The 12210-nt window shown below is 70.3% G+C and carries 13 protein-coding genes; 7 read left to right on the top strand and 6 right to left on the bottom strand.

Annotation, left to right across the window (positions count from 1 at the left end):
* Positions 1-118 precede the first annotated feature (118 nt).
* A complete protein-coding gene (locus tag ACWGJB_RS23525) occupies positions 119-2401 on the top strand; it encodes a (Fe-S)-binding protein (protein WP_453382085.1) in 2283 nt (760 codons plus the stop codon).
* Between the two features lie 70 nt (positions 2402-2471).
* Here ACWGJB_RS23525 and ACWGJB_RS23530 read toward each other — a convergent pair whose 3' ends face one another.
* Both ACWGJB_RS23530 and ACWGJB_RS23535 read right to left on the bottom strand, forming a co-directional pair.
* Entirely contained in the window at positions 2472-2687 is a 216-nt protein-coding gene (locus ACWGJB_RS23530) for a DUF4177 domain-containing protein (RefSeq protein WP_352222334.1), read from the bottom strand.
* Positions 2688-2804: 117 nt separating this feature from the next.
* Positions 2805-3236 (bottom strand): organic hydroperoxide resistance protein, encoded by a 432-nt coding sequence (locus tag ACWGJB_RS23535; RefSeq protein WP_453382086.1) that lies wholly within the window; start codon positions 3234-3236, stop codon positions 2805-2807.
* A 198-nt stretch (positions 3237-3434) separates the two neighbouring features.
* On the opposite strand from ACWGJB_RS23535, the gene ACWGJB_RS23540 reads away from it, so the two are divergent.
* Both ACWGJB_RS23540 and ACWGJB_RS23545 read left to right on the top strand, forming a co-directional pair.
* Entirely contained in the window at positions 3435-3668 is a 234-nt protein-coding gene (locus ACWGJB_RS23540) for a hypothetical protein (RefSeq protein WP_453382087.1), read from the top strand.
* Between the two features lie 44 nt (positions 3669-3712).
* Complete coding sequence (locus ACWGJB_RS23545) at positions 3713-4282, top strand: CGNR zinc finger domain-containing protein (protein WP_453382088.1); 570 nt, start codon at positions 3713-3715, stop codon at positions 4280-4282.
* On the opposite strand, the gene ACWGJB_RS23550 is transcribed toward ACWGJB_RS23545, so the two are convergent.
* Entirely contained in the window at positions 4227-4868 is a 642-nt protein-coding gene (locus ACWGJB_RS23550) for a TetR/AcrR family transcriptional regulator (RefSeq protein ID WP_453382089.1), read from the bottom strand. The two genes, ACWGJB_RS23545 and ACWGJB_RS23550, sit on opposite strands and share 56 nt — an antisense overlap.
* 137 nt (positions 4869-5005) lie before the next feature.
* On the opposite strand from ACWGJB_RS23550, the gene ACWGJB_RS23555 reads away from it, so the two are divergent.
* Positions 5006-5776 (top strand): SDR family NAD(P)-dependent oxidoreductase, encoded by a 771-nt coding sequence (locus ACWGJB_RS23555; RefSeq protein ID WP_453382090.1) that lies wholly within the window; start codon positions 5006-5008, stop codon positions 5774-5776.
* A gap of 13 nt (positions 5777-5789) precedes the next feature.
* On the opposite strand, the gene ACWGJB_RS23560 is transcribed toward ACWGJB_RS23555, so the two are convergent.
* The 3 genes from ACWGJB_RS23560 to ACWGJB_RS23570 all read right to left on the bottom strand — a co-directional run bounded on the left by ACWGJB_RS23560 (position 5790) and on the right by ACWGJB_RS23570 (position 9049).
* Positions 5790-6926, bottom strand: coding sequence for a sugar ABC transporter substrate-binding protein (locus ACWGJB_RS23560; protein ID WP_453382091.1), 1137 nt, complete (start codon positions 6924-6926; stop codon positions 5790-5792).
* Between the two features lie 334 nt (positions 6927-7260).
* Positions 7261-8178 carry an AraC family transcriptional regulator gene (locus ACWGJB_RS23565; RefSeq protein ID WP_453382092.1) on the bottom strand — a complete coding sequence of 306 codons (918 nt, stop codon included), beginning with the start codon at positions 8176-8178 and terminating at the stop codon, positions 7261-7263.
* A gap of 4 nt (positions 8179-8182) precedes the next feature.
* On the bottom strand, positions 8183-9049 hold the full coding sequence (locus ACWGJB_RS23570; RefSeq protein WP_453382093.1) for a phytanoyl-CoA dioxygenase family protein: 867 nt from the start codon (positions 9047-9049) through the stop codon (positions 8183-8185).
* Positions 9050-9295: 246 nt separating this feature from the next.
* Here ACWGJB_RS23570 and ACWGJB_RS23575 point away from each other — a divergent pair, with 246 nt between their 5' ends.
* Genes ACWGJB_RS23575 through ACWGJB_RS23585 form a run of 3 tightly spaced genes read left to right on the top strand, consistent with a single transcriptional unit; the run spans position 9296 to position 12206 of the window.
* Positions 9296-10402 (top strand): LacI family DNA-binding transcriptional regulator, encoded by a 1107-nt coding sequence (locus ACWGJB_RS23575; protein WP_453382094.1) that lies wholly within the window; start codon positions 9296-9298, stop codon positions 10400-10402.
* Complete coding sequence (locus ACWGJB_RS23580; RefSeq protein ID WP_453382095.1) at positions 10399-11325, top strand: ABC transporter permease; 927 nt, start codon at positions 10399-10401, stop codon at positions 11323-11325. The genes ACWGJB_RS23575 and ACWGJB_RS23580 overlap by 4 nt, the downstream gene beginning before the upstream one ends.
* Positions 11325-12206, top strand: a complete 882-nt coding sequence (locus tag ACWGJB_RS23585; RefSeq protein WP_453382096.1) for an ABC transporter permease — start codon at positions 11325-11327, stop codon at positions 12204-12206. Before ACWGJB_RS23580 ends, ACWGJB_RS23585 begins: the two co-directional genes overlap by 1 nt.
* Positions 12207-12210 lie beyond the last annotated feature (4 nt).

Below are 12210 nucleotides of genomic sequence, written 5' to 3' on the forward strand. Positions count from 1 at the left end.
ACAGTGCGAGTAAAGATGCGGGTAGTCTCAGACCGACTGCATAAGTTACCGCTTAGTAATTTCGGGCACCCTCGCGTAGAGACCCGAAGAGACCCCTCGCAGGCCCGAGGAGCCCCCCATGCAACTCGCCGCGATCATCGTGTCGCTGGTTCTGATCGTGGTCGGCGTGGCGTTGTTCGCCCGCGCCGTCCTGCAGATCTACAACTTCATGCGGCTCGGCCAGAACGTGCCCGCCGGCACCCGTACCGACGAGCCCGTGCAGCGGACCGTCACGGTGGTCAGGGAGTTCCTCGGCCACACCCGGATGAACCGGTGGGGCATCGTCGGCGTGGCGCACTGGTTCGTCGCGGTCGGCTTCTTCTCGCTGCTGCTGACGATCGTCAACGCCGTCGGCCAGCTGTTCCAGGCCGACTGGCTGCTGCCGGTCATCGGCGAGTGGGCGCCGTACAACGTCTTCGTCGAGTTCATCGGCACCATGACGGTCCTCGGCATCCTGGTGCTGATCGTCATCCGCCAGCTGAGCAAGCCGAACCGGCCGGGCCGCAAGTCCCGCTTCGCCGGTTCCAACTTCGGCCAGGCGTACTTCGTCGAGACGGTCATCCTGATCGTCGGCGTCTGCATCTTCATGCTGCACGCCCTGGAGGGCGCCCAGCACCACGTGGACTCCTACGAGGCCTCCTTCTTCATCTCCTACCCGGTGGTCTCCTGGCTGCGGGGCATGGACGTCTCCACGCTCCAGAACCTCACCTACTTCTTCGCCGGCCTGAAGATCGCGACCTCCTTCATCTGGATGATCGTGGTCGCCCTCAAGACCGACATGGGCGTCGCCTGGCACCGCTTCCTGGCCTTCCCGAACATCTGGTTCAAGCGCAACGCCACCGGTGAGACCTCGCTGGGCGCCCTGCTGCCGATGACCTCCGGCGGCGAGCCGATCGACTTCACCGACCCCGGTGACGACGACGTCTTCGGCGTCTCCCAGGTCGAGCAGTTCTCCTGGAAGGGCCTGCTGGACTTCTCCACCTGCACCGAGTGCGGCCGCTGCCAGTCGCAGTGCCCGGCCTGGAACACCGGCAAGCCGCTCTCCCCCAAGCTGCTGATCATGTCGCTGCGCGACCACGCCCACGCCAAGGCGCCCTACCTGCTCGCGGGCGGCGGCAAGACCATGGAGGGCGAGGAGAAGGCGAGCGAGGAGCAGCTGGCCGGGGTGCCCGCCGCCGCCCTCGCCGAGGCCGAGCGGCCGCTGATCGGCACCGCCGAGGAGAACGGCGTCATCGACCCGGACGTCCTGTGGTCCTGCACCACCTGCGGCGCCTGCGTCGAGCAGTGCCCGGTGGACATCGAGCACGTCGACCACATCGTCGACATGCGCCGCTACCAGGTGATGATCGAGAGCGCCTTCCCCTCCGAGGCGGGCACGATGCTCAAGAACCTGGAGAAGAAGGGCAACCCCTGGGGCCTGGCCAAGAAGCAGCGCCTGGAGTGGCTCAAGGAGGTCGACTTCGAGATCCCGGTCGTCGGCAAGGACATCGAGGACCTCACCGAGGTCGAGTACCTCTACTGGGTCGGCTGCGCCGGCTCCCTCGAAGACCGCGCCAAGAAGACGACGAAGGCCTTCGCCGAGCTCCTCCACATCGCGGGCGTCAAGTTCGCGATCATGGGCGGCGACGAGAAGTGCACCGGCGACTCCGCCCGCCGCCTCGGCAACGAGCCCCTGTTCCAGGAGCTCGGCATGGAGAACGTCATGGCGCTGAACATGGCGTTCGGTGAGGAGACGGACGACGACGGCAAGGTGACCGAGGAGTCCCGCAAGCCGAAGTCGGCCAAGAAGATCGTCGCCACCTGCCCGCACTGCCTCAACACCATCGGCAACGAGTACCCGCAGCTCGGCGGCGACTACGAGGTCATCCACCACACCCAGCTGCTCCAGCACCTGGTGGACGAGGGCAAGCTGGTCCCGGTCACCCCGGTCGAGGGCATCATCACCTACCACGACCCCTGCTACCTGGGCCGCCACAACAAGATCTACACGCCGCCGCGCGAGATCATCGCCAGCGTCCCGGGCCTGCGCAACGAGGAGATGCACCGCCACAAGGAGCGCGGCTTCTGCTGTGGCGCCGGCGGTGCCCGGATGTGGATGGAAGAGCGCATCGGCAAGCGCATCAACAACGAGCGTGTTGATGAGGCACTGTCCCTCAATCCCGACATCATCTCTACGGCCTGCCCGTTCTGCCTGGTGATGCTCACCGACTCGGTCAACGGCAAGAAGAACGATGGCAAGGCCAAGGAGTCCATCACGGTGGTCGACGTGGCCCAGTTGCTCCTCGACTCCGTGAAGACCCCGGTCGACCCGGCGGGCGAGGCGGAGCAGGAGAGCGCGCCGGAGCCGGAGCCGGTGAAGTAACCCGTTCACACGAGGAGCGCCCCCCGACCCACTACGGGTCGGGGGGCGCTCCTCATGTGCTCCGGATCGGTCAGCCGCGCGGGCGCTCGAAGGTCAGCAGCAGGCCCTCGACGGCACCGGGACCTATCCGGCCCTTGACGTCGGCGGAGGTGATGGCCTTGAGGCCCCAGCCGTCCTCGGCGTGCTTGTTGAGGACCTTCTCCAGCTTGTCGCTGTCCAGCGCGTCGCCGATCAGCGACTCCCGGAAGGTGACGACCTTGTACTCGTACGCGTAGGCACTGCTCATGACTGAGGGATCCTCCTGCCGGCCGGGGCCGGGTCGGGACGGGGTTGCCGGGGCCAGACAATCACCCCGGGGCACCGCCGGACACCGCGGGACCGGAATTACCGGGCGCCGGTCGCGTCAGGCCGCGGCGGCGGTGGCGTTGACGGTGACCGGGATGTTGCCGCGCGTGGCCTTGGAGTAGGGGCAGATCCGGTGGGCGGCCGCACCCAGCTCGACTGCGGTGGCCTGGTCGACGCCGCCGAGTTCGAGATCGAGTACGGCGGCCAGGCCGAACTCCCCGTCGTCACCGTGATGGAGGGTGATCTCGGCGGTGATGGCGGTGCTCGTCAGCCGGACCTTGCGCTCGGCGGCGGCGCGGCGCACGGCGCCCAGGAAGCAGGCCGCCCAGCCCGCCGCGAACAGCTGCTCGGGGTTGGTGGCGTCGCCGGCGCCGCCCAGCTCCTTCGGGATGGCCAGCGTGGTGTGAAGGAGCCCGTCGGCGGAGTGGACCCGGCCGCCGTTGCGGCCCTCTCCGTCGACGTTCACGACGGCGGTGTAGCTGACTGCCATGACAGTTCTCCCTTGTTCGTCACCTGTCGAAGCGGTGATCGGATACTTGCAGGCTCCTTCGTCACCCGTCAAGACGGTGACGAATAGGAAGAGCAACCGGCCCACACGGCCACCCCTCGAGATTCGTCACCCTCTTGACTGGTGATGCCCTCCGTGCGACAGTCACTGAGCATCGAGTCGGACGAAGGGAGTTCAGCGATGGAGAGCCGGAACACCACGGACTTCACGGGCGCTACGGGCGCTACGGCCGCCAGGGACGACGCGGCGGCGGCGCTGCGGCGGGCGCGGTTCGGGGCGCTGCCCGCGCGCATCCGCTACGAGGACATGGTCGAGGAGCACACCGCCACCCCGGCCGACCCGGCCCGCTACGCCTACGACCCCGAGGGGTCCTGGACGTCCTTCTCCTGCCTCGCCGCCGACCTGGGCCTCTGAAGGCCGGCCTTGATGGCAGGCGAGTCACCCGTCAGAATGGTGATGTGAACCTCGACAGTGCCTCCCATGTATTCGTCTGCGGAAACCCGGCCCTCGACTTCGCCGCCACGCTCCGGGCGCGCCGTTCGGTGCGCTTCGAGATGTTCGTGACGCCGGACCGGCTGAACGCCTGGTACGTGGAGTCGGGCATCGTCGACGCGGTCTCGCCCGGCGAGGAGGCCGACGTCGAGCAGGCGAGAAACGTGCGTGAGGCCGTCTACCGGCTGGTGACCGCCCGCCGGCTGGGCGAGGAGTACGACGGGGCTGCCCTGACCATCGTCAACAACGCGGCACGCAAGCCGCCCGCGGTGCCGCAGCTCACCCCGTCGGGGCGCTGGACGCAGGCGACGCCGGAGGAGGCCCTCTCCCTGGTGGCGCGGCACGCCGTCGAGCTGCTGAGCGGGCCGGACGTGCCGCTGCTCAAGGAGTGCGAGAACCCGGAGTGCACCCGCACCTACATCGACCGCTCCCGGGGGATGCGCCGGCAGTGGTGCGGGATGGAGTCCTGCGGCAACAGGATCAAGGCAGCCGCGTACCGGGCTCGCAAGAAGGCCGCACCTTCGGCGGCCCGCTGACGCGCAGGTGCTCGATGCCGGTGTCGAGGGCCGCCTTGAGGTGGGTCGAGTCACCGGTGGACATCATGATCGAGACACCGCCCTGGATGCCCGCGAGCAGTGCGGCGGAGGTGCGGTCGACGTCGAGGTCCGGTGACACCATCCCGTTCGCCTGGAGGGCGCGTATGCCGCGGGCCAGCTGCTGCCGCCACTGCCGCATCAGCTCCGTGACGATCGCCCGGGCGCCGGGGCTGGACCGCCCGACCTGGAGGAAAAGCGAGCCCAGGGGGCACTGGTCGCCCTGAAGTTCGTAGCGTTCCACCACCACGTCCCGCCACTGCCGCCAGGACTCCCAGGAGTCCAGCCGCCCCAGGTGCGGCTGCTGGTCCGCCAGGACGCGGTCCGCCTCGAACCGGGCCACCGCGAGCAGCAGGGCGTCCTTGCCGTCGGGGAAGTAGTGGAAGAGCTGGCTCTTGCTGGTGCCGGTGCGGCTGCGGATGTCGTCGAGCGTGGTGGCGGCGACCCCCTGCGCACGCAGCACCTCGGCGGCCCCCTCGACGATCCGGGCCCGGGTGGCCCGCCCCTTCGCGGTCAGCGTTTCCGACATCCGGCTCCTCCCTTCGGACTCCGGTGGCGTGGAGCGCCCCGACGGTCGAATTTCTGGACTTGCTGGTCCATTTTATGCGACGCACAGTGGACCGCACACCGCCCGTCGCGGGACAACGGACTTAGGGAGACGGCGTCATGAGTGAACGGCTGCGGAACAAGACGGCCCTGGTCACGGGGTCGACCAGCAACATCGGGCAGGCGATCGCCGAGGCGCTCGCCGCCGAGGGGGCACATGTCATCGTGTCCGGGCGCAATGCGGAACGGGGCGCACAGGTGGTGGCGGGGATCCGCGCCGCCGGCGGCCGGGCCGACTTCCTGGCGGCGGACCTCGACGGCAGCCCGGGGGCTTCCCGGGACCTGGCCGCCCGGGCCCGGGAGAGCCTGGGCGGGCGGATCGACATCCTCGTGAACAACGCCGGCATCTATCCGTCCCCGGGCACCACCGCCACCGACGAGAAGACGTTCGACCAGGTCTACGCGGTCAACGTCAAGGCGCCGTTCTTCCTGACCGCCGCCGTCGCCCCGGCGATGGTGGACGCCGGCGGCGGGGCGATCATCAACCTCGGCTCGTGGATCGCCCGGCTCGCCGTCCCCGTCGGCGCGCTCTACAGCTCCACCAAGGGGGCCATGGAGACCCTCACCCGGGCCTGGGCGGCGGAGTTCGGCCCCCAGGGGGTGCGGGTCAACGCCGTCTCACCGGGCGTGATCCTGCCCCCGACCCCGCCGGGCGCGGAGCCCCACCCGGGCGAGGTCATGATGAAGGGCACCCCGGCCGGTCAGGTCGGCACCCCGGACGCCATCGCCCATGCCGTGGTCTGGCTGGCCGGCGACGAGGCGTCCTTCGTGCACGGGACGGTGGTCGATGTGGACGGCGGCAGGACCGGGGTCGCCGTCGTCGCCGCGTAGCGCGGCCGGTCCGTCACTTCAGACCGATCGCCGCGCAGTCCGCCGCGTACTTCGGGGTGCAGATCTCGTCGACGGAGTAGACGCCGTCCGCGACCACCGTGTCCTTGATGTTGTCCCTGGTGAGGGAGACAACCGGCACGAGGGTCGCGGGGATCTTCCGCCCGCTCGCGCTGTGGACCGTGTCGCGGGTCAGCGCGTCGTACTGGATGTCCTTGCCCTGCACCCTGTACACCGCCATCTCGGCGGCCTGGGTGGCCTCGTCCAGGAACGACTTGTAGACGGTCATGTACTGCTCGCCCGAGACCACCCGCTGCACCGCGTCGAGGTTGGCGTCCTGCCCGGTGACCGGCGGGATCCGGGTGGCCCCCGCTGCCTTCATCGCGTCGATGACCGCGCCCGCCATGCCGTCGTTGGCCGAGTAGACGGCGGCGATGTTCTTGAGGCCGACGGTCCGGATCGCCTTCTTCATGTTCGCCCCGGCGACCGCCGGCGACCACTTGTCGGTGTCGTACGCCTTGGCTATCCGGACCTTGTTCCGGAGCTCGTCGAGGGCGCCGTCCTTGAAGCTCGCCGTGTTCGGGTCCGCGGGGTCGCCGTTCATCATGACGATCTCGCTGGTCTCCGCCTTGCTGCCGAGCGCCGCCGTGATGGCACGGCCCTGGACCTCCCCGACGAGCTCGTTGTCGTGGGAGACGTACGCGTCGACCGGGCCCTGGGCCAGGCGGTCGTAGGCGATGACGGGGATGCCGGCGTCCTTCGCCTTCTGGACCTCCGGTGCGATGGCCTTGGCGTCGACCGCGTCCACCAGGATGATGTCGACCTTCTGGTCCACCATCCGCCCGAACTGCCGGCTCTGAGTGGCCGGGCTCGCCTCGGCGTTGGCGTAGACGACCTTGCCCCTGCCGTGGGTCAGGGAGGCGACCTCCTTCTTGAAGATGGGATGGTCGAAGGCCTCGAACCGGGCGGTGTCCTTGTCGGGCAGGAGCAGACCCACCGTGATGTCGTCGCCCTTCGTGGCGGTCGCGGAGTCACCGCTCCCGTCGATGCTGTCGACGACGCCGCACGCCGTGAGGGCGAGAGCGGACGTGGAGACGGCCAGGGCCAGGGCGATACGGGGCACGGCGGTGCCGAAGAGGACAGGAGCGCTCACATCAGGCGCCTTCCGAGTGGGGGAACATCATGCGCAACCGATGATGTGAAGGAAGCAAACGCGGAGCGGCCGGGCACGTCAAGCCGCGAGAGCAGCGGGCCTGTTGGGTGGTAGAGGGTACGGCGGGGCGGCAACGGGCGACAGGGCGACGGTTGTTGCTGGTCAGGGCGGTGCGGACAGGAAGGCGGGAGGCAGGTCGCCGAATGTGCGGATTTCGGTGGGCCCGAGCCAGGGATCGGTGAAGGCCGTGTGACGCCCGGCCCTCTTCGCGGCCGCTATCGCCGGTAATCAGCCCCTCTCCGGGCTCGGCGGTCACCTCCGAGCCCGGCGCGAACTACCCGGACGCGGTGTGTGCGGGCGGCGCCAGGGCCTGGAGCGCGGACAGCGCGCCGTTCGTGATCGGGGACGGTGGCGCCGACTCGGGCGGGACGGCACGGAAGGCGCTCGGGGGCAGGCCGTAGACCGCGCGGAACCGGCGCGAGAAGTGGTACGCGTCGGCGAAGCCGCACTCGACCGCTATGGCGCGCAGCGAGAGGTTGCTCAGCCACAGCAGCGGCTCGGCCCGCGCCAGACGCAGCCGCTCCAGCGCTTCCACGGGGCCGGCGCCGAGTCGCCGCCGGCAGATACGGCACAGCGTGCTCTCCGAGACCCCGGCCGCCCGCGCCAGCCGCTCCAGGGCGAGCGGCCGGGCGACACCGTCGGACCAGTGGGCCCGGACCGCCGTCATCATGGCGACCAGTGGCGGGGGGAGCGTGTCCGCGCCGGTCTCGGGGCCGGGGCCGTGCACGAAGGTGAGGAGCAGCAGCCGCAGGGTCTCCTCGGCGTGCCGCTCCCAGGCCGGCGGGCGGGCCGCGCCGAGCGTCAGGAGGTACCGGCAGAGCGCGGCCATCGGATCGCCCCGCCCCGTGAGGTCCCGGACGACGGGCCAGCCGGTGTCCTCGGGGGGCTTTGCGCCCCGTGCGGCCGGGGGCAGCCGGAAGTGCGTGTAGCCGTGCCGGGTGGGCCGGTTGGGATCCCAGTGGAAGGTGTCGCGCATCCCGGGGCGTACGAGCAGCAGCGCGCTCGGCGTCAGCGGCACGGTCAGATCACCGCAGACCCAGCGGGCGCTGCCGTGCAGCAGCCAGACGAACTCGTACGACCCCGCGTCCCGGGGGCCGAAGACCGACCCGGGCGGGTAGTCGGCGACGGCGGGGCCCAGCCGGGCGAGGAGTGCGGGAGCCAGGAGCGGGACGGACCCGGAGTCCTCCGTCATGGCCTCACCGGTCGCAGCCCCCGGACCGGTCGCGGCGTACCCGGGGTGTGCGGATGTCGGTGGTGCCCTTGTAGGCGTACGGGTCGCTCCCGGCGACCAGCACGACGTCCCGGAAGTCGGCCTGGGCCATGGGTGTTCCGGCGTCCGGGGGCGCCCAGGGGAGCAGCGACGAGGCGCTCATGTAGTGGTTGACCAGGGCCCGCCGGAAGCCTCGCCGGCCGGTGTTGGGCAGCGACTTGTGCAGCAGGTAGCCGTTGAAGAGCAGCACCGAACCGGCGGTGATCTCGACGGGTACGGCGTCCGTCTCCTCGTACGGGAAGCCGTAGGACCGGACCGTGCAGTCGTAACGGGCGTCGTCGTGCTCGCGGTTGGGGTAGATGACGCCGGGCCGGTGCGAGCCCGGCAGGACCCACAGGCAGCCCTTGTCGACGGTGGCGTCGTCCAGGGCGAGCCAGGCGGCGGTCAGGGACCGGTCCCGGGTGGGGATGAACATCTCGTCCTGGTGCCACGCCTGGCCCGGCCTGCCCTCGGACTTGACGAACAGCATCGACTGCATCGACTTGACGTCGGGTCCGATCACCTCGGTCAGCGGCCCGACGACGGCGGGATGGCGCATGGTGTCGAGCATGAGCGCCGACAGCTTGTGCGGATAGTGCACGCACAGGAACCGGCGCACGGTGTCGTCGTCGCTCTCGCCCGCCACCGGCGCCGGCGCCCCCTCGACGGCGCCCCGTTCGCCACGGCAGATGCGCACGGTCTCCGCGCGCAGCTCCGCCACCTCGTCCGGCGTCAGGGCGCCCGGCAGCACGGCGTAACCGTCCCGTTCGAAGCGGGCGGCGAGATCATTTTCCACAATGGCCCGGACGGTCATCGCATTCCCTTTCCTGCCGGAGCATCGGCGGCACGACGGAGAACGGCCGTGATTCCGATGTTCCTGAACGGCCCGCCCGCCTGCCATGGCTCGCCCGCGCACGGGGATGGCGAATCCTGTCACCCGGCATGATCGAAATACCCGGGAAACGGTCCCGACAAAGGGAGTTCACGCGTCTTGACGCGTTTCGCGGCGCCCGAGTAGCGTCATTCGGCACTTGCTAATACGTATTAACCGGGGGTGCTCATGGTCCCTCCCGAACGGCGTAGACGCTCCACCCAGCGGGACATCGCCCGGCACGCCGGCGTCTCCCAGGCAACGGTGTCACTGGTGATCAGCGGCGGTGCGGCCAGTGCGCAGATCGCGGAACCGACCCGCCGGGCCGTGCTGGCGGCGGCCGAGGAACTGGGCTACGCGGCCAATGTCGCCGCACGCAGTCTGAAAGGCGGCCGGAATCGGCTGCTCGGGCTGTACACGTTCGAGTCGGTTTTCCCGACCGACCAGCGCGATTTCTACTACCCATTTCTGCTCGGCGTGGAGGCGGAGACGGCACGGCAGGGATACGACCTGCTGCTGTTCTGTTCCGGCGGGGGCGGATCCGGTCCTTCGGCGGCCGAGCGGTCGATCTACGTCGGCGGGGCCAACCGGCTGAAGATCGCGGACGGTTGCGTGCTGCTCGGCCGGAGCGTCCGCCGCGAGGAACTCTCCGCCCTGGTCCGGGAGGACTTCCCCTTTGTCTTCGTCGGCCGCCGCGAGGTGGACGACGGCGAACTCTCCTACGTGGCCGCCGACTACGTCTCCGCGACCGCGGCACTCGTCGCCGAGCTGGCGCTCCTCGGCCACCGGCGGATCCTGTATCTGCGGGCCCTGGAAGACAGCGAGCCCACCCGGGACCGCGAGGAAGGATACCGGCGCGGGCTCGCCGAGGCAGGCATCGCCGTGGACGAGGCGCTGATCCGGAGCCTGGCCGACCCGGCGGACCTGACGGTCGAACACGTCGAGGGCTGGATCGGCGGGCTCGGGATCACCGCGCTGCTGGTCGAGCCGACCGAGGACAACCGGCTCACCGAGGCGCTGGCGACGATGGCCGGCACGGAGCGCATCCGGTTCCCGGCGGACTGCTCACTGGCCCTGCTGGGCGATCCGCCGTCCTGGACACCGGAGTTGCGGAACTGGACCCGGTTCTCCCTGCCCCGCGCCCAGATGGCGGGTGAGGCCGTACGGCTGCTGATCGAACTCCTCGACCAGGAGACCCGGGAGACCTGCGAGCCACGACAGCTGACGGTGCCCTGTGAGTTCGTACCCGGCGACTCGATCGGACCGGCCCGTACGGGCGGGAGGCCCGGCGCATGATCCGGATGATCGTGCACCGGCTGCTCGTCGGCGTCTTCGTGATGTGGGGCGCCGCCTCGCTGATCTTCCTCATCGTCCGGGCCGCGCCCGGCGACCCCGCGACCGTGCTGCTCGGACCGGACGCCGACCAGAGCCAGATCGACAGCCTGCGCGCCTCGCTCGGACTGGACCGGCCGCTCGGCGCGCAGTACCTGAGCTATCTCGGTGACGTCTCCCGCCTTGACTTCGGCGAGTCTCACCGGCTCGGCAGGCCCGCCATGGACGCGGTCCTCGACCGGCTGCCCGCCACCGTCGACCTCACCCTGACGGCCACCGTGATCGCGGTGCTCGTGGGACTGACGCTGGGCATGCTGGCCGGCGGACGGCCGGGCGGAGTGGTGGACCGGGTGGTGTCGGCCTGCACGATCGCCCTCCAGTCGTTCCCCACGTTCTGGATCGGCATCATGCTGGTGCTGGTCTTCGCCCTGGGCCTGCGCCTGCTGCCCAGTTCCGGGTCCGGCACGCCCCAGCATCTGGTGCTGCCGGCCGTCACCCTCTCGTTCCCGTTCATCGCGATCATCGCCCGGCTGACCCGGACGAGCCTCGCGGAGACGATGCGCGAGGGCTACATCCAGACCGCGCTCTCCAAGGGGCTGACCAGGCGTCAGGTGCTGCTCGGGCACGCCCTGCGCAACTCGCTGATCCCGGTGGTGACCGTGGTGGGCGTCCAGGTCGGGGCGCTGGTCGGCGGCGCCGTGATCGTCGAGAACGTGTTCGCCTGGCCCGGCCTCGGCTCGCTGGTGGTGGACGCGGTGGCCAACCGCGACTACGCCGTCGTCCAGGGCGCCACCCTCCTGGTCGCCGGCATCGTCGTCGTCCTCAACCTGGTGGCCGACCTGCTCATCGCCCAGCTGGACCCGCGGATCCGGACGGGAGCCGTCTGATGGCCGACCTCGCCACCGCCCCCCAAACGCTGCCGGCGGCCCCGCCGCGGGCGCGGCGCCGCGGGCTGCTCTCCCGGGTCCCCGCCGTGGTCGTGGGCTGTTACCTGCTGGTCGCCGTCGTGGGGCCGCCGCTGATCCACTACGACCCGGTGCACACGCCCCTGGACGACCGGCTGCTCTCCCCCGGCTCCCGGACCTCCACCGGGGGCACCGCCTGGCTGGGCACCGACGGGCTCGGCCGTGACCTGCTGGCCCAGATCGTCTACGGGGCCAGGACGTCGGTGCTCATCGGCGTGTCCACGGTCGCCCTCTCCTGTCTCGTCGGGGTCCTCCTCGGTGCCGTCGCCGGTTACTTCCGCGGTGCCGTGGACGCCGTACTCGCCCGGGTCTTCGACATCCTGCTGGCGTTTCCCGCGATCCTGCTGGCGATCGTGATCGCGGGCGCCTTCGAACGCAGTGTCCTGCTGGTCGTCCTCGCGCTCTCGGCGACCGGCTGGATCACCTTCGCCCGGGTCACCCGCGGTGTCGCGCTCTCCCTCAGGGAGCGGCCCTGGGTCGACGCGGCCCGGGTGCTGGGGGTGCCGGGCCGGAAGATCCTCGCCCGGCACGTCCTCCCGTTCACGGCGGGGCCGATCGTGGCCCTCGCCACCCTCGAGTTCGCGCTGGTGGTGCTGGCGGAGGCCGGTCTCAGCTTCCTCGGCATCGGGCTGCCCCTGTCGACCGTGTCCTGGGGGCAGACCATCGCCAACGGCAAGGAGTACCTCGAAACGCAGTGGTGGATCTCCACGCTGCCCGGCATCGCCCTGTCCTTCCTGATCATCAACGTCGGCATCCTCGGTGACCAGCTCACCGCCCGCTACGGGCGGGGCCGCTCCGACTGAACCT

The organism is Streptomyces sp. NPDC054813, assembly GCF_053611365.1.

Bases quoted from the DNA above. Each gene is read 5' to 3' on its own strand.
- ACWGJB_RS23525 (WP_453382085.1), top strand. From the start codon at position 119: ATGCAACTCGCCGCGATCATCGTGTCGCTGGTTCTGATCGTGGTCGGC.
- ACWGJB_RS23530 (WP_352222334.1), bottom strand. From the start codon at position 2,687: ATGAGCAGTGCCTACGCGTACGAGTACAAGGTCGTCACCTTCCGGGAG.
- ACWGJB_RS23535 (WP_453382086.1), bottom strand. From the start codon at position 3,236: ATGGCAGTCAGCTACACCGCCGTCGTGAACGTCGACGGAGAGGGCCGC.
- ACWGJB_RS23540 (WP_453382087.1), top strand. From the start codon at position 3,435: ATGGAGAGCCGGAACACCACGGACTTCACGGGCGCTACGGGCGCTACG.
- ACWGJB_RS23550 (WP_453382089.1), bottom strand. From the start codon at position 4,868: ATGTCGGAAACGCTGACCGCGAAGGGGCGGGCCACCCGGGCCCGGATC.
- ACWGJB_RS23555 (WP_453382090.1), top strand. From the start codon at position 5,006: ATGAGTGAACGGCTGCGGAACAAGACGGCCCTGGTCACGGGGTCGACC.
- ACWGJB_RS23565 (WP_453382092.1), bottom strand. From the start codon at position 8,178: ATGACGGAGGACTCCGGGTCCGTCCCGCTCCTGGCTCCCGCACTCCTC.
- ACWGJB_RS23570 (WP_453382093.1), bottom strand. From the start codon at position 9,049: ATGACCGTCCGGGCCATTGTGGAAAATGATCTCGCCGCCCGCTTCGAA.
- ACWGJB_RS23575 (WP_453382094.1), top strand. From the start codon at position 9,296: ATGGTCCCTCCCGAACGGCGTAGACGCTCCACCCAGCGGGACATCGCC.
- ACWGJB_RS23580 (WP_453382095.1), top strand. From the start codon at position 10,399: ATGATCCGGATGATCGTGCACCGGCTGCTCGTCGGCGTCTTCGTGATG.
- ACWGJB_RS23585 (WP_453382096.1), top strand. From the start codon at position 11,325: ATGGCCGACCTCGCCACCGCCCCCCAAACGCTGCCGGCGGCCCCGCCG.